The following is a 23,815-nucleotide window of genomic DNA, read 5'->3' on the forward strand; positions in this document are numbered from 1 at the left end:
GAAAGTCGTTGTGGCTGAGAGGTTTCGACACGGACCTCGGCTAGCGCCTCGGACCGGCTCAACCAGCAGAGCGGCGCTTCGGCCGGTGGATCCAGGCTCAAACCGGCGGAGGAACGCAAGATCGATTCTCGTTGCCCGATCGCTGCGGAAGCTATCGCCCACCCCAAACCGATTGCGCGCCAAGGTCACCGACGCGAATCGTGATGGCCAGCGAGCCGAGCGCCACGATCACCGTCAGTACCGCGACGGCGCTGCGCACCCACTTCGCGGCGCCGTCGCCGAGATAGCGTCCGCGCAGCGCGCTGACTCGATCCGAGGTCAACAGCCACCACAGCGCGGTCAGTCCGAACAGCGGCCCGACCAACAGGATGACTTTGTCGCCCCATTCGACGTGGTCGGCGAGCGGTCCGGTGGGCACCACACCCAACGAGTGTTCGAGCGACTCACCCGCTGAGGTGACCAATGGCAGAAAGATCAGCGCGATCAACGAGAGGATCGCCGGCGTCGGGCCGAGCCAGACGCGCGCCCTCGGCCACACCGCCGACACGATCGCCGCAAGGGCCGCGAGTGGGATCATCACGACGACCACGTGGACTAGGAGCGGGTGAGCGGGCAGACCGTTGATGGTGTCCATGCCGTCGAGCCTAACGCCCCGACGACCTGCGCATACGGTAAGCGTTTCCTTGCTTGCGCCGCCCTGCGGCGTGCGATTAGGTGCTGATATGTCCACTCCCGCGACGCATGCCGATGAGCCGCACACCGGATCGCTGTCGAACCGGCTGAACTGGCTTCGGGCCGGTGTCCTCGGCGCCAATGACGGCATCGTGTCCACGGCGGGCATCGTCGTCGGTGTCGCCGCCGCGACGACCACCCGTCAACCCGTCTTCATGGCGGGAATCGCGGGGCTCGCCGCCGGGGCGGTGTCGATGGCACTCGGTGAATACGTGTCGGTGAGCACTCAACGCGACTCCGAGCGGTCACTGCTCGCGAAGGAACGTCGGGAATTGCGGGACAAGCCGACCGAAGAGCTCGACGAGCTCGCCGGCATCTATCGGGGGAAAGGTCTCAGCGCGGCGACGGCCCGCCAGGTCGCCGAAGAATTGACCGCGCACAACGCTTTTGAGGCTCACGTGGACGCCGAGCTGGGATTCGACCCCAACGAGTTGACCAATCCGTGGCAGGCGGCGACGTCGTCGGCGGTGTCGTTCACTCTCGGAGCGCTGCTGCCGCTGATAGCGATCCTCGCGCCACCGGTGTCCATCCGAGTGCCGGTGACGTTCGTCGGTGTGCTCATCGCCTTGGCGCTCACCGGCTGGATCAGTGCGCGGCTCGGCGGTTCACGGCCCGGCCGCCCAGTCCTGCGCGTGGTCATCGGCGGCGCGATAGCAATGCTGGTGACCTTCGGGATCGGGCATTTGACGGGATGAGGTCGAACACCGACTCACAGCAGTCGAAACGTCGACAACCTAACGTCGGGGCTGCGCGACGAACACCCAATAGCCGCGCGGTCCGTCGTTCAGCCACAGTTTGTCTCCGACGATCCTCGTCGACCGCGTACCCGCGAAGGCCTGCCGGAAGATCGCCTCGGCACCCGGCGCGAAGCACGCGCGCATCGTGGAGATCATGTGCCCGAACGTCACGCTGCTGCCGTGCACCACGGCCATACCGCCGGTCGCATTGCAGCCGTCGTTTCCAGACAGTGAGTTGTTCCGGATGGTGAAATAGGCCGGGGATCCCGTATACATCCGTGGTGCGGTACGGGCGTAGCCGCTGGCTTGCAGCTTCCATGCGGTACCCGACAACGGGGTCGTCGGGTGTGGTCGAGTCGGCGCCGCCTCGGCGGTCGGCGCAGCGACGACGAAGACAGCTGCGGCTGCCGCGACCACTGCGGTGGAGAGTCGAATGCGCGCGGTATTCACGATCGTGGACATAGTTCGAGAATAGCGCCGTCGGCGTCGGGTCACCTACGTCCACGCCAAATCGATTACCGCAGTTAGATCGGCATCAGGTAGTGCTTGCGCTCGGTGCGCAGGACCTGCTTGTCCTGCAGCTGCGCCAACGCTTTTCGCAACTGCAACCGGGTCTGCGACGGCTCGATGACGGCGTCGATGTAGCCGCGTTCGGCGGCCAGATACGGCGTCGCCATCATGACGTTGTAGAAGTCGATGAAGTCGCGGCGGACCTTGTCGGCGTCGCGCGCCGACATTCCCTCGGTCTGGCGTCGGGTCAACACCGCCGCGGCCGACTCTGCACCCATCACCGCGATCTTGGCCGACGGCCACGCGAAGTTGATGTCCGCGCCGAGCTGCTTGGACCCCATCACCGCATACGCACCGCCATAGGCCTTGCGCAGCACGACGGTGACCTTGGGGACGTCGGCCTCGACGTACGCGTAAAGGAACTTGCCGGAGCGCCGGATAGTGCCCTTCTGCTCCTCGACCAGCCCCGGCAGGATGCCCGGCGTATCCACCAAGAACACCAGCGGGATGTTGAAGGCATTACAGATCCGGACGAAGCGGGTGGCCTTCTCCGACGAATCGGTGTCGATCGTCCCGGCCATCACATTCGGCTGGTTCGCGACGATCCCGACGCTACGGCCGTCGACGCGGGCGAATCCGGTCAGGATGTTCGGCGCGAACAGCTCGGCCACCTCGTGGAAGGCACCGTCGTCGAAGAGCCGGATGATGATGTCGCGCATGTCGTAACCGGCATTGTCGTTGTCCGGCATGAACGTATCCAACGACAGATCGGTCTCGGTGATCTCAGGTTCCAGACCCGGGTTGATCACCGGCGGCTTCTCATGACAACTCGACGGCATGTACTGCAGATACTCGCGCACCCAGTCGAAGGCGGCCTTCTCGTCCGGCGCGACGTGATGGATGTTGCCCCAGCGCGCCTGGTTGTGAGCACTGCCGAGGTCTTCGGCGGAGATCTCCTCACCGGTGGTCTGCTTGATCACGTCGGGGCCGGTGACGAACATGTAGCTCTTGTCCTCGACCGCGACGAGGATGTCGGTGTTGGCCGGCGTGTACACGGCCCCACCGGCACATTTGCCGAGAATCACCGACACCTGCGGTGCCAACCCCGACAACAGATCGTTGCGGCGGCCCATCTCCGCATACCAGGCCAGCGACGTCACCGCGTCCTGAATGCGCGCGCCGGCCGAATCGTTGATGCCGACCATCGGGCACCCGATCTTGCCCGCCCACTCCATCAGGCCGGCGACCTTACGGCCGAACATCTCGCCCACCGTGCCGCCGAGCACCGTCTGATCGTGACTGAACGCCGCGACCGGACGCCCGAAGACCAGTCCGTGGCCGGTGACCACGCCGTCGCCGTAGCCGGTCTCCGCGGCGCCCGGCATCTTGGCCAGCGCACCGATCTCGACGAACGTGCCCGGATCGAACAACATCTCCAACCGCTGACGGGGGGAGCAGATCCCCTTCTTCGCGCGCTTCGCGAGAGCCTTCTCGCCACCCGGTTCTTTCGAGATCTCCAGCTTCTCGCGGAGGTCGGCCAGCTTTGCCGCAGTTGTGTCGGTCACGTCACTCCCCATTTCCCGTCGCTACGCTCGCCCCGGTGACATTTCCCGTCGCTACGCTCGCCCCGGTCACATTCTTCATCCGGCTGGTCAGATCCGCGCCGATCTTGGCGATGAACGGCTCGTCGACGATCGACAGGTGGTCGCCACCGATGTGGATGATCTCCAGATCGTCGACCACTTCGCTCCACCGGCCGTCCTCGTCGATCTTGGCCCACTTGGGCTCCAACTCGATGGCGCCGTCGTGCATCTTGTCGGCGCGGTAAAGGACCACCTTGCCGTCGTACGGTGTCGGCTGGATCTGATCGAGGACTCGGTTCTCGATGAACGACGTCCGCTGGTGCTCGATGATGCCACCGGGGATCTTGGTGTCGCTCATCGACATCATCTCCATGATGATCTGGAACTGCCCGGCGTCGTCGGCGTCGACGAGACGATCCATCGGGATCGGGATGTCGGCGTCGAGGTCGTAGTTACGGACCGCGAAGTTCTTCCACCGCTCCAGGCGTTCACGTTTCGAATCGGGCGTCTCGATCATGTCCTCGGTGGGCCGCACGACGTCGATCAGCCCGACGAACGCGACCTCTTCACCCGCCTCGCGCAGCACCTGCGCGACGCCGTAGGCCAGCGCGCCACCGAACGACCAACCGACCAGCACATAAGGACCGTGCGGCTGAATCTCGCGCAGCTTCGGCAGGTAATCGCGGACCCGCTCTTCGAGCGAACCTTCGACGCCGCGGTCGAAGCCGATGACCGGCCGATCCTCGGGAAGTCGTTTCAGCAGAGCCTCATACGCCATCGTGTTGCCGCCGGCCGGGTGGAACAACAGGATCGGGACGGCGTCACCGGTTTCCGGGTTATAGGACTTCTTGCCGTCGGGTACCAGCCGCAAGTAGCGGACGAAACCGTCGGTGTCGGCGCTGTCGTCCATGTGCTGGCGCACGTAGTCGGACAGTTCCTCGATGGTCTCCGAATCGAGGACGTCCTCGATGTCCAGTTCGCCGCCGGCCCGTTCGGACAGCCGGTCGGTGAGTTTCTGCGCGGTCTCCTCGTCGAGCACGGGCAGCTTGTTGAAGATGCCGCCGGCCGACTTGCCGGTCACCACCGCGTACACACCGAAGGTCAGCCGCTCGGCCGCGTCGCGCGGCGGAACGTCGGAGCCCGCGGCCTCGGCGACCGCGGCCTGATCTTGCAGATCGACGGGGGGCGCGGGGTTTCGACTCGGCTCGTCGCTAGCGCTCCTCACCGGCTCAACCAGCGGAGTGGTCGGCTCGGCCGACGGAGTGGTCGGCTCAACCAGCGGAGAGGCCGACGCAGTAGCTGCCTCCAGCGCGTTCTGCGAGTCGATGTAGGCGTTGAGGGCCGCGGTGTCGAGTTCGCCTCCGCCGGCGGCCTTTTCGGCCAGATCGTCGAGCTGATCGCGGTGTGCGACGGCGAACACGACGAACTTCTCGATGTCGGCGAGGGTCGCTTGACGCATCGCCTGCAGTTGCAGCTGCGGGATGTCGAACTCGTATTCGACCCGGTTCTTGATGCGCACCGCCATCAGCGAATCCAGTCCGAGCTCGATCAGAGCGATCTCGCGGGGCAGGTCCTCGGGGTCGTAGCCCATCGACTCGCCGACGATGATCGCGAGCCGATCCCCCGCTGTCTCAGCGGAATTCGGGTCCCACTTGTTGCCGATGTCGTCGACGACCTCGTCCTCGTCGACCACCTTGTCGTCGGCGAACACCTCGACAGCCGACGTGACCGGTGCGGCGGTCGCGGTTTCGCTGAGGGCTCCGGTCACCCCGGCGTCGAACAGCAGACGGAAGTGTTTGCCGTCGCGAGCGTGGATCGAGACCGACGCTCCACCCGGATGCGGGCTGAGCGTGGTGGTGAGCGTCCCCGACGTCGGGAGCTGCGCGTAAGACTCGCTCGCTCCGACGACCGCATCCGAAATCACTTCTGCCGCAGCGGATCTCGCCAACTCACGGGGATCGGTCACGACGGCTGCGGTGACCTCCCAGGCATGCCGGCCGTCGGGCAGCGCGACGTGCGAGCCGGGAGCCCGGCCGCCCGAACCGCCACCGGAGATCTGCGCCTGCAGCCAGTAGTCCTTGCGCTCGAAGCGAGTACGTGGGATGTCGGCGAAGTCGCCGGCACCGAACAGACTCGCGACGTCGACGCCGTGACCGTGCACGTAGAGCTTCATCAGCGCGTTGATCACGCCGAAGTTCTCGTCTTCCTTGCGGCGCAGTGTCTCGATGAGCTCAGCATCGTGCAGCCCGGCCGAGAAGGTCACGGCCGCAACGGAAATGAGCACAGCCGGGTTGGGCGAGAGCTCCAGGAAGGTGCGGTGCCCGTTCTCCACCGCCTTGGCAATGGCCTGGCTGAACCACACGCTGTGGCGCAGGCCCTTGAGGAAGTAGTCGATGGTGTGCACCGGTTCGTGGCCGGGGCGGTAGAACGTTTCGCGGTCCACCGAGCTGTAGAAGCCGACGGTCGGGCGCAGCGCGTCGATGCCGGTCAGCTCGTAGGAGAGCTCACCGAGGATCGGGTCCATCTGCGAGGTGTGGCTGGCACCCTTGGTCTGCAGTTTGCGGCCCAGTTTGCCCTCGGCCTCGGCGCGGGAAACGATTGCGTCGACCTGTGATTCGGGCCCGCCGATGACGGTGTGCGTCGGCGCCGCATAGACGCAGATCTCCAGATCCGGGTAGTCGGTGAGCACGTCGTTGATGTCCTCGGCGCTGTACTCGACGAGCGCCATCAACCGAATGTCGTCGCCCTGCAGCATCGACTCACCCTCGCCCATCAAGCGCGAACGCTGACAGATGACGCGGGTCGCATCGGCCAGCGAGAGTCCGCCGCTGATGAACGCGGCCGACGCCTCACCCATCGAATGCGGTACCAGCACACCGGGTTCCGCGCCGTGATGACGCAGCAACTGCGCCAGCGCGACCTGAATCGTGTAGATGCCGACCTGGCTGGTCTCGATGCCGTAGGTCTGCTCGTCGTCGACGAATATCTCGGCGATCGAGTAGCCCAACTCGTTTTGGACATAGCCGTCGACCTCGTCGACGTACTTGCGGAAGACCGGGTTCTCCAGATAAAGCTGCTTGGCCATCTTGCGATGCTGGCTGCCGAAGCCCGACAACAGCCACACCGCCGACGCCGGATCCGGCGAATCAGCGCTGTACACAAGGGGATTCGCCTTGCCTTCGGCTACCGCACGGACACCCTTGACGGCGTCGTCGTGGGTGCGGGCCATCACCACGGCGCGCGAGCGGCCGTGGTTGCGGTGCGCGAGCGCTCGGCCGACGTCGGCCAGCGGTGTGGCCTGCCCTTCGTCGGACTCCAGCCAGGCGAGCAGATCCTCGGCGGCCTTGCGTCGACGTGACGGCAGGAATGCCGAGATGACAAGCGGCACAACCGATCCCTCGACGGCGGCCGGAGCGAAGCCGTCGCCGGGGTCCGTCTCGACCTCGGCTACCACGACGTCGTCCTTCTTCGACTGGGCGGCGAGGATGGCACGCTCGGCGTCGGTCAGGTAGTCGTCGTCATCGTCGAAGCCGGCGTCGACGAGATCGGCGGCGTCCTCCGAAACCGATTGCGACTCAACCGAAGTCGCCGGCGCGTCGGAGAGGTCCGCGGGCAGCACCTCACGTACGACGAGGTGCGCGTTGGTGCCGCCGAAACCGAAACCGGAGATGCCCGCGATGGCGGTGCCGCTGTAGCGCGGCCACTCGGTGACCTCGTCGATGAGCTTGAGGTTGGTCGCGTCGAACTGGATGTACGGATTGGGCCCCGCGTAGTTCATCGACGCCGGCAGCTTGTTGTTCTGCAGTGCGAGAATGACTTTCGCGATCGCGCCGGCACCGGCCGCCGACTCCATGTGACCGAAGTTGGTCTTCGCCGAGCCGAGCAGCATCGGCTGGCCGGGGGTACGCCCCTTGCCGACCACGCGGCCCAGCGCGTCGGCCTCGATCGGGTCACCGAGGATGGTGCCGGTGCCGTGGGCCTCGACGTAGTCGACGCTGCGCGGGTCGACCGCGGCGTCGGCGTAAGCCTCACGCAGGACCGCGACCTGAGCCTCGGGGTTGGGGGCGAAGATACCGTTGGAGCGGCCGTCGGAGTTGACCGCGGATCCGGCGACCACCGCGAGCACCTGATCGCCGTCGCGCCGGGCGTCGGCCATTCGCTTGAGCACCACGAGGCCGCCGCCCTCGGAACGGACCATGCCGTCGGCGTCGGACGAGAAGGCCTTGATGTGGCCGTCCTTGGCGACCGCGCCGATGGTGTCGAAGCCCACCGTCGCGGCCGGGGTCAGCAGCATGTTCACACCACCGGCCAGCGCGACCTCGGACTCGCCCGAGCGCAGGCTGCGGACGGCCTGGTGGATCGCCACCAGCGACGACGAGCAGGCGGTGTCGAGGGCGACCGACGGTCCGTGGAAGTCGAAGAAATACGAGACGCGGTTGGCGATGATCGACGTCGACGTACCGGTCAGCGCGTAGGCCGCCGTCTCGTCGGAGCCCTCGCCGAGGCCCATCGCGGCCATCAGCTGGTAGTCGTTGGTCGAGGTGCCGACGAAGACGCCGACGTCGCGGCCCTTCAGATCACTCGGCGGGATGTGCGCGTGTTCCAGCGCCTCCCAGGTCAATTCGAGCGCGAGACGCTGCTGCGGGTCGACCATCTCGACTTCGCGGGGCGACATCTGGAAGAAGTCGGCGTCGAAGCCCTTGACGTCGTCGAGGTAACCGCCGCGCAGGTTGGCCTTCGCCAGCACCTCCGCCAGGCGCGGATCGGACTTGAATTCCGCCCAGCGGCCGTCGGGCAACTCGGAGATGCCGTCCCGACCCTCGATCAGCGCTTCCCAGGTGGACTCGGGGGTGTGCCCGGCCTTGGGGAAGCGCGTCGACAACCCGACGATCGCGATGTCGTCGTCGGCGCTGCGCTCGCGCTCCCAGAAGCGATCGGCATCGGCGTCGAGCCCGGCGTCGGGGTCACCCTCGATGATCCGCTTGGCCAGCGACGCGATGGTCGGATGCTGGTAGGCGACGGTCGCGGTGAGGATGACGCCGGTCTCGTCTTCGATGTCGCCGGCCAGCGCGACGGCGTCGCGCGAAGAAAGCCCGAACTCCTCCATCGGCCGGTCGTCGGAGATGGAGTCGGCGGGCACGCCGGTGGCGGTGGCGATCCAGTTGCGCAGCCAATCGCGGAGTTCGGCGACGGTGAGCTCACCCACTGTCTCGCCAGGGGTGGCCGATGCCGCCGGCCCGCTCGCTGCGGTCGCGGCGTCGTCGGGGCTGTGGTCGTTATTCAGTTCAGACATCGTTTCCAGACTACTGGTTCGTAACTATTGGTCGGGCGCATCCGGGAAGGCGGTCTGCTGGTAGCCACCGCGCAGTGTCCCGTCGATGTAGGCGGCCTTGGCAGCCCGACGAGCGATTTTGCCGCTCGAGGTGCGCGGAATGGAACCGGCCGGAACGAGGAGCACATCGCGCGTCATCACGCCGTGTCGTTGAGCGATCGCGGCGCGCACGGTGTCGGCCACGTCTTGCGGGTCGGTCTTGCGGCCCACGCCACGCTCGCCGACGATGACCAACTGCTCGGAGGCGTCGTCGGCGTCGAAGGTCAGTCCGCTCGCCGCGTTGTCGAAGACCTCGGCGGGCAGCTGGTTGGCCGGAACCGAGAACGCGGCGATGAAGCCCGGACGCAGTGCGGTGCTGCTGGCCTCGGCGCTGTGCTCGAGATCCTGCGGGTAATGATTGCGGCCGTCGACGATGACGAGGTCCTTGACGCGGCCGGTGATGTAGAGCTCACCGTCGAGCCAGACGCCGTAGTCGCCGGTGCGCATCCACGTGGCGTCGGCCGGCGCGCCCGCGCTGTGGCTGCCCTCGGGCAGCGGCGTGGTGAGCGTGTTCTGGAAGGTCTCGACGGTCTCGTCGGGCTTGTTCCAGTAGCCGACGCCGATGTTGAGTCCGTGCAACCAGATCTCGCCGACCGTGCCGTCGGCGCATTCGGTGCCGGTCTGCGAGTCGACGATGGTCGCCCACTGGCTCACCGCGACCTGCCCGCAGGAGACCTGCGCGAGAGCGTCGGGGGCGTCGGCGTCGACGACGACCATCCGGCCGGCGTTGAGCTCGGCGCGGTCGACGTAGATGATCTTCGCCTCGTTGGCGCGCTGCGTCGCGGAGACGAACAGCGTGGCCTCTGCCATGCCGTAGCAGGGCTTGATCGCCGTCTTCGGCAGCCCGTACGGGGCGAAGGCGTCGTTGAACTTCTTCATGGAACTGACCGTGACCGGCTCGGAACCGTTGATCAGGCCGATGACATTGGACAGATCGAGGGACTCGCCGTCCTTGGGCAGGCCGCGCGCGGCCGCATGCTCGAAGGCGAAGTTGGGTGCGGCAGCATAGGTTTCGGCACCGTCGGCCGCAGCGGCCAGCTCTTTGATCCACCGTCCCGGGCGGCGCACGAACGCCTGCGGGCTCATGATCGTGATGTAGCGCCCGCCCAGCGCGGGCAGGATGACGGTCAGCAGGCCCATGTCGTGGAACATCGGCAACCAGGTGACACCGCGGGCGTTGCGGTCGATCTCGATGGTCGAATAGATCTGCAAGACGTTGGCGGCGACGGCCTGATAGGTGATCTCCACGCCGGCGGGTATCCGCGTCGAACCCGACGTGTACTGCAGATACGCGATGGTGTCGCGGTTGTGGTCCTTGCCTGCGACCGGGGCGACCCAGCTGGAGCCGACCGAGTCGGGCACGGCGTCGACGGCGATGACGCGCGGGCGCTCCTTGGCGGGCCGGTCGGAGAAGAAGTCGCGGACCGCCTCAGCCGACTTGGTCGAGGTCAGAATCGCGGTGGGCTCACAGTCGCCGAGCACCGCGTGCAGGCGGTCGGTGTGACCGGGCTCGTCCGGGGAGAACAGCGGCACCGCGACGTTGCTGGCATAAAGCGCGGCGAAGAAGCCGATCACGTATTCCAGCGACTGCGGCGCGAGAATGGCCACCCGATCACCGGGTTTGGTCACCTGCTGCAGACGCGCGGCGACCGCGCGCAGGCGTTTACCGAATTGCGCCCAGGTGAGGTCCTGCGCTTCGCCGTCGCGCTCACGCGAATAGTCGATGAAGCGGTACGCGAGGGTGTCCGCGGCGTCGCGGACGTTGCGCTCGACATAGTCGACGAGCGTCGCGTCTTCGGTGAAGTGAAGGTTTCCCGACTCATCGAGAAAGTCTTCGAATTCAGTCTTCAGCATTCGTACTCCCGTGCTGCGCGCAGTGTGGTCGGCAGCCATTCTTGTCCGGCAGGGCACCACCTGTGGAATCGGCTCCACCTGTCGTGCGCAATGCGAACTTTTTGTGTTGTCGTATTCGGTGTTAATTACTGTGCAGCATGCTTGTGGCGCACAGTTATCCAAACGTTACCTTAAAGTGGTACCCGGACATGTGCGCCAAACCGTGGATATCCTACTCTCCCCGCAGGAGCGGGATGACCGGAGCGAACGCATCCATCTGCGTCGGGAAAACGCCGACATAGGACATCGACGTCCGGCGTCGAACCTCCCGAATCTGATCCGCGATCTGCTCGAAAGTTCCGAAGGCCAGATACGGCGAAGCCAGGATGTCGTCGACGGTGAGCGTGACGTCGCGGGCGATGTTGGGCGGGTAGCCCTGCTCCAGCGCCTTGAGCGCCATGTCGGCGGTGGCCTCGCGATCGTCGGTGATGACGATCGTCGCGATGGTCCAGTTCAGTTCGATGTCGTCGAATCGATCACCGGCGGCCTGGCGAATGACGTCGACGCGCTCGATGGTCTTCTCGATCGTCATATCCGACAGTCGCAGCTGACCTTCGCGGGTGGTTCCGGTGGCGACCGAGATGACGTCGGCGTACTTGGCCGCCAACGCCAGCATCTTGGGCCCACCACCGCCTACCGCAATCGGCGGACGCGGCCCCTGCCGAGGACGCGGACTGCCGACGAGGCCCTTGATCTGGTAGAACTCGCCGTCGAAGTTGACTTCCTCGCCGCGCAGCAGGCCGTCGAGGATGATCAGCGCTTCTTCGAGCCGACGGATCCGCACGCCCGGCGACTCGAATTCGATGCCCGCCTTGTCGAACTCCTCCTTCATCCAGCCCGCGCCGATGCCCAGTTCGAGGCGCCCCTTCGACAGGACGTCGATGGTGGTGGCCTCTTTGGCGAGCAGGGCCGGATGGCGCCAACCGTTGGCCAGGACCGAGGTGGCCAGCCGAATGGTGCTGGTGGCCTGCGTCAACGCGCCGAGCGCGGCGATCGGCCCCACCTGGTTACCCAGATGGTCGGGGATGGCGAACGTGTCGAAGCCATACTCCTCGGCAGTCTGCGCGAGCTGTACGAACCTCCGGGCGCCGCCCTCGTCCTTGTTGCCCTCGCCGCCTGCGCCGAAGCGGAACTTGCGGGTCATCACGATCTCCTCGCCGGTCTGCATAAAAATTCACCGCAACCGGAGGTTCGTAGACAACCCCGGATGCGGCACGCGACCACCCACGTTACGTGGGTGATCGCGTGCCGACCAAATGTAGGCGGACCGCCGTCGCGGTCAACTGTGCTTGGGGTGCGGGGCGTCGGCGATCAGTCCGGCCGACCACCCGTACATCCACTGCGTGGCGGTGGAACCGTTCAGTTGCCAGTACTTCGGCGTCGCATACATCGCGTGGATCGGATTGTTGATCGCGCCCGCCAATTGGGTGACCGCCCGCAGCGGATTGGCGACCGTCGGCGAATCGCAGATGAGATCGCCTGGGGCGCAGATACTTTGCACCCGGTCACGAAGCTCGCCGTAGCCGCTTTGGCGCGGACCGTTGAACGTGATCCCCGGGACCAGGCTGCCCATGCCCGCCAGCGCGATCTCCGCGCCGACGCCGTCGGGGTCGGGCCCGACGTCGACCTGCTGACCCGACTGTCGCCGACCGTCGGCGATGAGTCCGACGCCCAGAACGAGATCTTCATTACCCTTCGGTAATACCCCGCGTCCGGTGCCGATGATGCTGGCCAGATCGCCGCCGATGACGGCGCCCTGCGAGAAACCGATGATGACGAACCGAGTGAGCGGGCACTTCGCATTCACCGCCGTGATCCGCGCGGACGCCCGCTGGTAGCCCTGCGCACGCGACGTGTTGTAGTCGGCCTGGGTGTCGGCGAGATTCGTCGGGTTCCGAAATTGCGCCATGTAGGGCACCGTGTACACCTCGGTACGCGACGTCGGGAACTGGTGCTGTAGCGCCGTGGAGACGCGCAGCAACAACGACCGCGGATTCGCATGCGGATGCAGCGGGTCGTCGGTGGCCTTCGACTCCCAGGTTCCGGGGATGACCAGCGTCTCGACGTCGGGGCAGCTGGCCGCCTGAGAGTCGGGACGGTGGGGGCCGGTGGTGGGCGGACTCGTCGGGGGCGGGGTGATCGGCGGCGGCGAGAGGGTGTTGATGATCAGAATCACGATCAAGACGATCGCGATGACGATCAACGCGGCGATCAGCAGCAGCCACCGCGAGAACTTGCGTTTCGGCTTGCCGTGCAACGCTTTTCGTGCGCTCATCAACGGATCAGCAGTAGTTCTCGACGGCGGCCTTGATTACCTTGTCCGCCTTGGCGTTCGCGTCCAACGCGTCCTTGGTCCCCGGGCTCGTCGACGCCAGGACGATCGCCTTCCACACGTTCTGGTCGCCACCCTTGCTGCGTTGCGCGCAGATGTAGTCCGCCATCGTCAGGGCGATGGTGTTGTCGGTGTCGCCCATGAACGTCACATTCATCTTCTTGAGCGCCGCGAGGTACTTCTTGCCCTTGTCGGAGACCGGCGCCGCCGTCGTTCCGCCGGGGAAGTCCGCCGGCTGCGACGTCGCCGAGTTGGGATTGGTGGCGGGCATGCCCGGCTTCGACGTGTCGGTGCCGTCGGGAGTCTCGTTGGCCTGCGAACTCGTCGCCGAACCCGAGGTCTGCGGGGATCCTGAGTACATCGACGTCGTGGTGACCGGCTGCGTGATCGGAGCGCTGGCCGTCGAATCGTCGCCGCATGCGGTGACCAACGACAGTGCGAGTGCACCCGCGCCCGCGAGGAGTGCCCAGCGAAGGATCCGCTTCGTCATGTTGTGTACTACTGCCTTTCACCCGGTCAGTTCTTCTTCTCGCGCCAGCCCCCGCTGTTTGTTCGACGCCTGTGTCAATCTACCCGCCTGATACGGGTGCGGTTGACCGCGATACACCCCGACCTGCGACAACACCGGAATTCCTCAGCCAGATTTCAGGCATCGCATGTCTGCGGATCAGGGTGGCCCGCGGTTGGGTACTACTTGGTGACCCGAGCACCGTCGCGCGCCGTCCAGACGATCTTGCCGTGCTCGAACGTGTTGAACCGGCCCTTGCCGTCACGAGTGGGTTGCTCGTCGCTGGTCGGCATCCCCAACTTCCCGCCGGACCCGCCGATGCCCGCGTACAGGCCGCCGATGCCGCCGGCCACGATCTTGGGGCCCTTCGGGCCGACGAAGATCCGACCACCGCGGAAGTCCTGGGCACGTCCGCCCGGCACCGCGTACTCGGGGGTGAGGCATTCGGCGAGGGTCGCGCGGTTGGCGTCGGCGACCTTCTTGATCTTGCCCGCGGCCCGGCACGCCGGCCGGTCGTTGATGAGGCCCAGTGCACCGGCCGCCTGCGGCCACGCCTGAGTCATCTCGAACTGCCAGTACGGCCAGGTATGGGTACCCGACGGTCGGTAGACCGCCTGGCCGGGGATACCCAGTTGATTCAACTTGGTCGCGAACTGCTGCGAGGTGATCCTGGAGAGCAGTTCCAGCCCGACGCCGCTGTAGTTGGTGGCCAGCATGGGGATGTCGGACGCCTTGTCGTGCGGGCCGATCATGCCGTTGCCCGACGACACGTACAGGCTCGTCCCCTGCAGCTTGTCGGCTAACAGGTAGGGGTCGTGTTCCTTCCACGCTTCGTTGCTCGGCGTGCCGAACATCTTGGCCGAGTCGTAGCCGCCGCCGTCGCGCACCGCGAACTGGATCGCCTGCGGCATGCCGAGCGAGGTCAATTGCAGGATCCCGGAGAACGACGCCGCGAACTTGTAGAAGCCGGGGTTGCGCGAGGCCAGCATCATCGCGGCCGTGCCGCCCATCGACAGTCCCTCCACGCCGCGCACGTCGGTCGAGCGCCAGTCGGTCTCCAGGACCGGCGGCAACTCGTGGATGAGGAAGGTCTCCCACTGATAGTTCTTGCCGCGGTCGGGCGCGAGCCAGTTCGTGTAGAAGCTCGACTCTCCGCCGATCGGCAGCACGACGTTGACGTTCTTGTCCTTATAGAAGTCTTCGGCGTTGGTGTTGATCAGCCAGCCGTTCTGGTCGTCCTGCGCGCGCAGCCCGTCGAGCATCAGCAGCTGAGGGAACTTGGCGGTCGGCTTGGCCCACCAATCCCGGGCCAGCAGCAGCTGAACCTGGATGTCGGTGTTCATCGCCGCGGAATGCACCCACAGTGCGACGTGGCGATCGCTCAGCCAGGAGATCTTGGTGACCTTGCCCGCGGGCACCGACGCCGGCTGCGCGGGGGCCGGCGCCGACGGGCTCGGCGCCGCGGGCTTGGGCGTTGCGGGCTTGGGCGTTGCGGGCTTGGCCGCGGGCGGCGTCGACGCTGCCGGCGCCGGCGAAGCGGGTGCCGGGGCGGGCGCGGCCGGAGCGGGCGCCGCCGGAGCGGGGGCAGCCGGAGCAGGGGCAGCCGATGCGACGCCGACGCCGCTGAATGTCACGACGCCACTGACAGCTACCGCAAGCGCCGTATATGCGATACGACGCCGACCTGGTTCTCTCATCGCCACGTACTCCCTCTCCCGCGCCCGGCCGACGTGTCTCCGGCAGGCGCTAGCCGCAGCGCTCCGCCGTCTCCCATAGGCAGCAGAACGCCCTACCCGTGTTTTTCTACACCTTGAGTTGAGAGTTTCGCGGTTGCCACGCTGTGACTCGTGGGATTTTTGTTACTACTGTGACTGGGTCGCAAACAGAATCGGCGTCAAGGGCGAGATGCCCTTGACGCCGACCTTGTTTACAGTTCTGTGCGGATCGCGGCTACGACCTACTGGAAGAAGCCACGCGCCTTCGCGTTCCAGACCATGTCCTGCCAGTAGCCCCACGCGTGGGTGCCGTTGGCGTCGTAGGTCATGACCGGCAGGCCCTGCAGCGCCGCCGCGGCCTCGAAGGCCTTGGCCTGGGTGAAGGCCAGGAACTCCAGGGTGGAACCCTTGAACAGGTCGTCGAAGACGTTGGGCAGAGCGTTGTACCGGCCGAACAGGCCGTTACCCGAGCCGACGAAGATCTTCATGCCGTGCATGCGGTTGATGTTGAGGAACGGGTCGTTCTGGTACCAGCGGGCGTCCCACGGCGGGCCCCACATGCTGTCGACGTTCCACGGCTTGGGATCGACGTCGAGCATCGCCAGACGGATCATCGTGTGCATGCCGGGTGCCGACAGGAAGTTGTAACCCGACAGCGACGCCGCGCGGTCGAAGTTGTTGCGGTTCTGCGCACCGATCACCAGGGCGGCGTTGCCACCCATCGACAGACCCATGATCGCGTACTTGCCGTTGCCGACGCGGTAGCCGCGGGAGTCGAGGCCCCTGATCAGGGTGTTGGTGATGACGCAGTTCCACGTGTAGCGGTACTGCTGGTTGTTGAAGTTGCTGGGCGCATTCCAGTCGGTGTAGAAGCTGGCGGGTCCACCGATGGGCTCGACGACGTTGATGCCGGAGCGGACCATCTCCTGGATGTTGGTGTTGATTTCCCAGCCGCTGTAGTCGTACTGAGCGCGCATGCCGTCGAGCATGATCACGGTCTTGTAGTTGCCGGGGCGCTTCCACGCGCGGACCTTGACCGCCGGCATGCCGCAGCCGCCGACGTAGAACTGCTCCCGGCCGAGCTGGGTGGCGCCGATTCGGGCGTTTGCCTGCCCGGCGCCGACGACGACACTGGCCAGACCGATCACCGTCAACGCAGCCACGATCATGGCTGTCAACCGGTGCGGCTTGCCCGCCGACCGCGGCGTAGAAGCGTTTACGCGCATTCGCCTGAACTCTCTCTCTTCATCGCACCGGCATACACCGGTCGCTGAAACTCTCTCGGATCCGTTCGCCCCGACTGGTCGGGCCCAGCCTCATCTGCATGAGGTCGTGAGCCACATCGAAGTGAGCCTATTGCACACCCCGGGGGGCTGACAAACGCTGAGGCGCAATCGCAACCTGTGGATAACCTATTTGCGCTGGCACAGCCGTTTTATTGGACATCGATGTTTTTATCGCAGCTCCGACGCCCAGCGTTACCGTTTCGAGACCAAAGCGGGCAATTTGGGAGCTGTGAGACAAATGAGACGAACCTGAGTACAAGGCAGTCATCGCTGGTGAATCCGCGGCGGCATCGGCAGCCCGCACCGCTCGATCTCGTACTCCGGATTGCGCTGGATCCGGTAGCTGGTGAACCCGAAAGACTGCTTCAGACTGCTCTTGAAGCGAGCGAGCGTCCACGGCTCCGCCTTGTACGACGCCAGCCGGTCCTGCGTCTGTCGACACGTCAGCGCCACCTGAGCCTGGCGCACCGTGTCCTCGTCGAGGTAGCTCGGCAGCACCGGCCGACGCGGGTATGCGCCGGATTCGGCGATCACCCATTCGGTCGGCAGCACCTTGTCGTGTCCGATGCGGCCGTCCTCGAGGCGCTGTGTGTGTGCGGCGACCGGGTAGGCCAGGCCCATCTGATCGATCACTCGCACGTCCAGCGGCGCGTTCATGCTCGTCATCCCCAGATTGAGGAAGTAGACGGTCACCTCACGCTTGATGCCGGCGGGCATCTTGGTGGGCAGCTGTGCGACGTACCACTCGTCGTAGTTGGCCGACGGCAGAATCACTCCACCGGTGGCGTGCAACTCGTTGATCTTCTCCACCATCGCCCGCATTCGGGGATAGGCCAGATAGTCCTCGGCGGTCACCGGATTCTCGTTGCCCATGTTGGTGACGTAGAACCGCCGCTCGTCGACGATGCCGCTGCGGCCGATGTCGATCCCCGCGTTGGGCAGCATGTTCTCGTGGGAGTTGATCGCCCAGACCAGGGTGGTGACCCACAGGCCGGCCATCAAGACCGCGCCGCCGAGCTGCCACTGCGCCAGCCGGGTGCGATTCCGCGCCGCCTTCGACGACGCCGCCTCGCTCGACGGCCGGCGGAAGGCGTCACGGACGTGTGCGGGGAGGGTCAGCGGCACGACGATGATCGGCAGCAGCATGATGAACAACGGCACCAGCAGCACGCGGGCGTGCATGAAGTCGCCGCCCTGATGCAGCCAGTACACGGCGTCGAGGAAGCCCGCGGCGACGATCACGCCGACGACGACCGCCGGCCGCTGCAGCCCACCGGTGAACGCCGCCCAGCGTCCACGAAGACTCGAATCACCTTGCGGCACAACATCATCGAGAATACTGTCGTCATGCGCCGACGGGTCCGGCGTGGCGTCGAGCGCCTTGCCGCGCAACCGTCGCCCGACGATGATCCACACCGCGGCCACGAGCGCCAGGATGACCGGCAGCAGCAGGGTGTACGGGCCGAACATGTTGCCCAGGTAGATGAAGCCCTGCTTCCACTTGGACCCGCTGGCGTCCTTGGCGATGGCCGGGTTGGGCACCAGCACCGCGTAGTAGCCCATCCGGAAGATCTGGTAGCCGACCGGCAGCGCGCCCGCCACGACGACGATCGCGATCCGCAGCCACCACCGCTGCGGCGCCAGGAACACCAGCACCAGCGCCAGGCCACCGAGGATCGTCAATTCGGGCCGCACTAGGGGTGCCAGGCCGGCGACGAAGGCGAGGGTCAGGTCGGCTGCGACGACCCGCTTGGTCTTCGGGCCGGTCAACGCCCCCCGACGGCCCCACGCAAGCATCAACACCCACAACCCGGCGACCCACAACAGCGCCAGACCGTTCTCCAGTCCGCTGGTGGCGAAGTCGCGCGCGGGCGGCAGCGCGATATAGATGATGGCGCCCAGCGGAAGCAGCAGCGAGATGCCGACCGCACCGCCCCGAGCGGTCAACGACGGCCAGTACAGGCGCGCGGTGCCGTACATCGCCAGCGGCACGGCGAGAAGCGAACAGATCAGCGCCACCCACAGCGCGACGTATTCGAGCTGCCCGCCGGTGACCCAGGCCCAGAACCACAGCACATAGGTCCACGCCGTCGAGGTGTTGGCCTCGACGCGCTCGCCGGCGTTGAAGACCGGGCCGTTGCCCGCGAACAGGTTGCGCAGCGTGCGCAGCACGATCAACCCGTCGTCGGCGATCCACCGACGCTGCCAGGCCCCGATCGCGAAGAAAACGGTGATGAGCACCGCACCGACGAACCCGCTGGTCGCCGTGGTCGCATGCCGGACTCCCCAGCCGCGCAGACCACGCCTCTCGGTCAATTCCGGTCGGGTAGATTCAGCCTGCTCGACGGCGGAATCAGAGGTTGGCATAGACGGCGACACCAACGCATACTATCCAGGCCACCGCGAGGAACTGCAGCACCCGGTCGCCCAGGGCGATCTCCTCGGGCTCGCCCGCGGCACCGCCGTCGACGTCGACGGCATAGCGCAGGATCGCGACCGTGAACGGAACGATCGAGATCGAGTAGAAGACGTTGTTGTCGTGGATGCCGCTCGAATCGAGTGCCCACAGGCCGTAGCAGAGGACCACCGCGGTCGCCGACAACGTCCACACGAAGCGCAGATAGGTCGTGGTGTAGTACTCCAGCGACTTACGGATCTTCGCCCCGGTGCGCTCGGCGAGCTGCAACTCCGCGTACCGCTTGCCCGCCGCCATGAACAGCGAACCGAAGGCCATCACCAGCAGGAACCAGCGGGACAGGCCGTTGGGCAGCTCCGCCGCGACACCACCGGCGATGGCGCGCAGCAAGAAGCCCGACGACACGATGCAGATGTCGATCACGGCCTGATGCTTCAACCCGAAGCAGTAGCCGAGCTGGATGAGCAGGTACACCCCGATGGTGACCGCGGTCTGCCAGTTGGCGATGAACGCGACCCCGATCGACGCGACGGCCAGCACCACGGCCAGCACGAAGGCCAGGTTGCGCGGCACCACTCCCGCGGCGATCGGACGGAATCGCTTGGTCGGATGATTGCGGTCGGCCTCGACGTCGAGTGCGTCGTTGATGAGGTAGATCGATGACGCCACCAGGCAGAACGCGACGAAAGCCAGGCCGACGCGGGCCATCATGTCGACGTTGGTCAACACGTCGGTGCCCGCTGCCAGCGGCGCCGCGAGCACCAGGACGTTCTTCACCCACTGGCGTGGACGAACCGCCTTGATCAGACCAGTCGCCAAGTTCTTGGGCGGGCCCAAAACCTTGTCGTGTTCGATCGGCTCCTCGCTCATCTCACATCCGCTCTGCTGCTTGTGCGTCCCGCGAAGAGACGACTCCCCAGGATCTTGTCACCGAACAGTTTGTCACCAGCGATGACCGCGCCCGCGCTCGCCGCTCCGATTGCCGCACCGGCGACGACGTCGGACGGGTAGTGCACGCCCAGCACCAGCCGCGACAGCAGCATCGGCGGCACGATCGCGGCGGGAACCACCGCGGGGTGCAGGCCCGCCGCCCGCCCGATGAGGATCGCGGCGGCGGTCGTCGACGTGGCGTGCGACGACGGGAAGCTCAACTTGCTCGGGGTGCCGACGCCCACCCGGATGGCCGGGTGGTCGGGTCGGCGACGTCGAACGACGCGCTTGATGATCACCGACGCCGCGTGCGCACCGAATGCTCCGACCCCGGCCTGCGCCCAGGTCAGCTCACCGCGCGCATCGCCCCGACGTCGAGCCGCCACCACGCCGGCTCCGGCGATGGCGAGCCACCCCAGGGAATGCTCGCCGAAATGCGAGAGGCCGCGCGCGGTCGATACGACGCCGGGCTGATCGACGAGCGCCGACTGTACCGCGACGAGGACCGCGGCCTCGCCGGTCGGCGGCGTCGATTCGGCGGTCACCACATCAGTCGATTCCGAAGACACGGGCCCAACTCTCCTTGCTCGTCAGATCGTCGTGTGCGGCCCGGTAGCGCTGCGCCATCTCCGGGAAACGCGCCTTGAGTTCCTTCACCAGCGCCGCGGATTCGCGTGCCAGGGCGATCATCTTGTCCCGGTCACGCTGCCGGTAGACGACGCCGCGACCGTCCGCGGTGGTGACGGTGACGCCGTCGACGCGGCCCAGGCTGTACCAGCGGGCCTCGATCGGCGGGTAATTCGCTTGCGGCACTTCGTAATGCCGCGGGTCGGCGGGCCGCATGTTGTTGACCACCGCGGCTGCCAGCGAGCGCACCTTGGCGATCGGGTTGGCCGGCTCGTTCACACCGAGCGCGGTGGCCTCGCCGGTGGTCTTCGGCAGCGACTGCGCAGACTCCAAGACCACGGCGTCGGGGAATTCCTTGCGCATCGCGGCGACCTTCGGCAGCGCCGTCGGCAGCAGCGACCGGATGTGGTCGGGTCCGGCGAGGAAGTCGCGGATCGCCTCGTTCTGGATGGCGACCGTCGAATACTCAAGGCATAGAAGGTGTTTCGCGGTGGCCTTGGCCATCGACTTGAGGATTCCGTTGATCGGGCCGTCGTGGTGGATGGAGGCCACGACGAGTCGGTTGCGCAGGTGGAAGTACGCCTGCCAGTCGATGGCGTCGTCTTTGTCGCTCCAGGCCATGTGCCAGATCGCGATCCCCGGGACGGTCGCCGTCGGGTAGCCGGCCTTGGCCGCGCGCAGCGCGAACTCCCAGTCGTCCCACTTGATGAACAGCGGCATCGGCAGCCCGATGGTCTCCGCGCAGGCGCGCGGGATCATGCACATCCACCAACCGTTGCCCTCGACGTCGATGCGCCGATGCAGGTTCTTGGAGTTGTCCCGGTCGCGCAACGGGTATTTGGAGAAGTCGTGGTCGTATTCGACGAACGGTGCCGCGGTCCACATGAAGTTCCCGCGGTTGATCACCTCACCCATGCAGTGCAGGTGACTACGGTCCTGCAGGTTGAGCATCTGGCCGCCGACGAGCATCGGCGACTTGGCGAACCGCGACATGGCCAGCGCACGCAGGATGGAGTCCGGTTCGATCGCGATGTCGTCGTCCATGTACAGCACGTACGGACTGTCGGTCAGGCGCAGCGCCTCGTACATGATGCGGGCGTACCCGCCGGAGCCGCCCAGATTGCCCTGGCTGAACATGTGCAGCCGATCACCGAGCGCCGCAGCGGCCTCGGTGTAGCCGGGCTCGTCGACGACGTTGCGCGTGCCCTGGTCGGGCATGATCACGGCGTCGATCACCTCGTCGACCAGCGGATCGCTGGTCAGCGCGGCGAGCGCGGCGACGGCGTCGGTCGGACGGTTGAAGGTGGGGATGCCGACCGTGACGCGCTTGGTGTCTGGGATCAGGATCGACGCCGCGTCGGCGTCGGCGTACCAGCCGGCGGCGACGATCTCGGTGTCGGTGTCGGTGGTGATGTCGAACCAGATCCAGCCGCCGTCTTCGAACGGCCCCAAGTCCAGCTCGAATTCGATGGTGCCGCGGCCCGTTTCATCGGTGGGGATCAAGTCGCCGCCGATGCCGATGCGTGAGCCGTCGATCTTGGACCGATACAGGTCGACGCGCGCGGTGCCGATCACCTCGAGTCTGAGGACCACCGAGGTCAGCACGCTCCAGTGCCGCCAGTAGGCGGCGGCGAAGGCGTTGAAGTAGGTCTCGAAGCTGACCTCGGACTCCGCACCGATCAGCACCGAAGTGCGGCTCGGGGCGTGCGCGCGGCGGTTGTTGCTGTCGGATTCGACCAGGTAGAGCGAGCGGACGTCGAGCGGTTCGCCCGGACGCGGGAAGATGACGCGCTGCAGCAGCGACGCCGCCTTACTCGGTGTCTGAAACTGCGACTCCTCCGTGCTGGTGCTTGCACTTGCCGTCATGAACTCGCCTCTTCCGAATCCGCCAGCGGCGCACCGTCGAGCAGGTGCGGCGCGAGCGTGTTGTCGAACATGGTCAGGGCACTGGCGATGGCCATGTGCATGTCGAGGTATTGGTAGGTGCCCAGCCGTCCGCCGAAAAGCACCTTGGCGCTTGCGGTTTCAGCCCGGGCGCGGTCGCGGTAGCGGGTCAGCATGGCGCGGTCGTCGGGGGTGTTGATCGGGTAGTACGGCTCGTCGTCGTCGCCGGCGAAGCGGCTGAACTCGCGCATGATGACCGTCTTGTCGGCCGGGTAGGTGTCGCGCTCGGGGTGGAAGTGGCGGAACTCGTGGATCCGGGTGAACGGGACGTCGGCGTCGTTGTAGTTCATCACCGGGGTGCCCTGGAAGTCGCCGGTCGGCAGTACCTCGGTCTCGAAATCGAGTGTGCGCCAACCCAATCGACCTTCGGAATAGTCGAAGTAGCGGTCCAGCGGGCCGGTGTAGACCACCGGCGCGTCGGGGTTGGCGGCACGCAGCTCGTCGCGGACGTCGAACCAGTCGGTGTTCAGCCGCACCTCGATGCGGTCGTCGGCGGCCATCTTCTCCAGCCACGCGGTGTAGCCGTCGACCGGCAGCCCCTCGTAGGTGTCGTTGAAGTAGCGGTTGTCGAAGGTGTAGCGGACCGGCAGTCGGGTGATGTTCCCGGCGGGCAGGTTCTTAGGGTCGGTCTGCCACTGTTTGGCGGTGTAAGCCTTGAAGAACGCCTCGTAGAGGGGGCGGCCGATGAGGCTGATCGCCTTCTCCTCGAAGTTGGCGGCGTCCTTGCTGTCGAACTCGGCGGCCTGCTGGGCGATCAGCGCACGGGCCTCGTCCGGCGTGTGCGACCGGCCGAAGAACTGATTGACCAGCCCCAGCCCCAACGGCAACGGATACGCCTGGCCCTCGTAGAGACCGAAGACCCGATGCTGGTAGCCGGTGAACTCGGTGAACTGGGTGACGTAGTCCCATACCTTCTTATTAGAGGTATGGAACAGATGCGCGCCGTAACGGTGCACCTCGATGCCGGTCTCCGGCTCGGCCTCGGAGTAGGCGTTTCCACCGATGTGATGCCGACGGTCGAGCACCAGGACCCGCTTGTCGAGCTGGGTCGCCGCGCGTTCGGCGACGGTGAGTCCGAAGAATCCGGAGCCGACGACGATCAGGTCGTATGCACTATTGCCTGCCACGGGAGTTCAGAGTATCGGAAACTACCTGAGCGTTTCCCGCTCATCCGCTGCGGGGTGCGACGAGTCACAAGCCCACCGCAGATCCCCGCCGGCGTCGGATCCGG

The 23,815-nt window shown here is 66.2% G+C and carries 16 protein-coding genes; 1 reads left to right on the forward strand and 15 read right to left on the reverse strand.

What is annotated here, in order from left to right; genetic code table 11:
* Window positions 1–151 precede the first annotated feature (151 nt).
* On the reverse strand, window positions 152–634 hold the full coding sequence (locus HH308_RS17305) for a DUF2231 domain-containing protein (RefSeq protein ID WP_170195480.1): 483 nt from the start codon (window positions 632–634) through the stop codon (window positions 152–154).
* A gap of 88 nt (window positions 635–722) precedes the next feature.
* Between HH308_RS17305 and HH308_RS17310 the strand changes: the two genes are divergently transcribed.
* Window positions 723–1,427, forward strand: a complete 705-nt coding sequence (locus HH308_RS17310; protein WP_211188567.1) for a VIT1/CCC1 transporter family protein — start codon at window positions 723–725, stop codon at window positions 1,425–1,427.
* A 39-nt stretch (window positions 1,428–1,466) separates the two neighbouring features.
* Here HH308_RS17310 and HH308_RS17315 read toward each other — a convergent pair whose 3' ends face one another.
* The 14 genes from HH308_RS17315 to glf all read right to left on the reverse strand — a co-directional run bounded on the left by HH308_RS17315 (window position 1,467) and on the right by glf (window position 23,711).
* Window positions 1,467–1,931 (reverse strand): META domain-containing protein, encoded by a 465-nt coding sequence (locus tag HH308_RS17315; RefSeq protein WP_170195482.1) that lies wholly within the window; start codon window positions 1,929–1,931, stop codon window positions 1,467–1,469.
* A 62-nt stretch (window positions 1,932–1,993) separates the two neighbouring features.
* Window positions 1,994–3,544, reverse strand: a complete 1,551-nt coding sequence (locus HH308_RS17320) for an acyl-CoA carboxylase subunit beta (protein ID WP_170195483.1) — start codon at window positions 3,542–3,544, stop codon at window positions 1,994–1,996.
* Between the two features lies 1 nt (window position 3,545).
* Window positions 3,546–8,855 carry a polyketide synthase Pks13 gene (gene pks13, locus HH308_RS17325; RefSeq protein WP_170195484.1) on the reverse strand — a complete coding sequence of 1,770 codons (5,310 nt, stop codon included), beginning with the start codon at window positions 8,853–8,855 and terminating at the stop codon, window positions 3,546–3,548.
* A gap of 24 nt (window positions 8,856–8,879) precedes the next feature.
* Window positions 8,880–10,787 carry a long-chain-fatty-acid--AMP ligase FadD32 gene (gene fadD32, locus HH308_RS17330; RefSeq protein WP_170195485.1) on the reverse strand — a complete coding sequence of 636 codons (1,908 nt, stop codon included), beginning with the start codon at window positions 10,785–10,787 and terminating at the stop codon, window positions 8,880–8,882.
* A 211-nt stretch (window positions 10,788–10,998) separates the two neighbouring features.
* On the reverse strand, window positions 10,999–11,970 hold the full coding sequence (locus HH308_RS17335) for an LLM class F420-dependent oxidoreductase (protein ID WP_211188569.1): 972 nt from the start codon (window positions 11,968–11,970) through the stop codon (window positions 10,999–11,001).
* A 135-nt stretch (window positions 11,971–12,105) separates the two neighbouring features.
* Complete coding sequence (locus HH308_RS17340; RefSeq protein ID WP_170195487.1) at window positions 12,106–13,101, reverse strand: cutinase family protein; 996 nt, start codon at window positions 13,099–13,101, stop codon at window positions 12,106–12,108.
* A gap of 7 nt (window positions 13,102–13,108) precedes the next feature.
* A complete protein-coding gene (locus HH308_RS17345) occupies window positions 13,109–13,648 on the reverse strand; it encodes a DUF732 domain-containing protein (RefSeq protein WP_170195488.1) in 540 nt (179 codons plus the stop codon).
* Between the two features lie 200 nt (window positions 13,649–13,848).
* A complete protein-coding gene (locus tag HH308_RS17350) occupies window positions 13,849–15,363 on the reverse strand; it encodes an alpha/beta hydrolase-fold protein (RefSeq protein ID WP_170195489.1) in 1,515 nt (504 codons plus the stop codon).
* Between the two features lie 260 nt (window positions 15,364–15,623).
* Window positions 15,624–16,607, reverse strand: a complete 984-nt coding sequence (locus tag HH308_RS17355; RefSeq protein ID WP_170195490.1) for an alpha/beta hydrolase — start codon at window positions 16,605–16,607, stop codon at window positions 15,624–15,626.
* Between the two features lie 324 nt (window positions 16,608–16,931).
* On the reverse strand, window positions 16,932–19,034 hold the full coding sequence (locus tag HH308_RS17360; RefSeq protein ID WP_211188570.1) for an arabinofuranosyltransferase AftB family protein: 2,103 nt from the start codon (window positions 19,032–19,034) through the stop codon (window positions 16,932–16,934).
* Window positions 19,021–19,953: a decaprenyl-phosphate phosphoribosyltransferase gene (locus HH308_RS17365; RefSeq protein ID WP_170195491.1), complete on the reverse strand. Its 933-nt coding sequence runs from the start codon at window positions 19,951–19,953 to the stop codon at window positions 19,021–19,023. Before HH308_RS17365 ends, HH308_RS17360 begins: the two co-directional genes overlap by 14 nt.
* Complete coding sequence (locus HH308_RS17370) at window positions 19,950–20,582, reverse strand: phosphatase PAP2 family protein (protein WP_170195492.1); 633 nt, start codon at window positions 20,580–20,582, stop codon at window positions 19,950–19,952. The genes HH308_RS17365 and HH308_RS17370 overlap by 4 nt, the downstream gene beginning before the upstream one ends.
* Entirely contained in the window at window positions 20,563–22,506 is a 1,944-nt protein-coding gene (locus HH308_RS17375; protein ID WP_170195493.1) for a glycosyltransferase, read from the reverse strand. Before HH308_RS17375 ends, HH308_RS17370 begins: the two co-directional genes overlap by 20 nt.
* Window positions 22,503–23,711, reverse strand: coding sequence for a UDP-galactopyranose mutase (glf, locus tag HH308_RS17380; protein ID WP_170195494.1), 1,209 nt, complete (start codon window positions 23,709–23,711; stop codon window positions 22,503–22,505). Before glf ends, HH308_RS17375 begins: the two co-directional genes overlap by 4 nt.
* Window positions 23,712–23,815: the final 104 nt, after the last annotated feature.

The sequence above is a fragment of the Gordonia asplenii genome (genome assembly GCF_012933505.1).
GTDB classification, from domain to species: domain Bacteria; phylum Actinomycetota; class Actinomycetes; order Mycobacteriales; family Mycobacteriaceae; genus Gordonia; species Gordonia asplenii.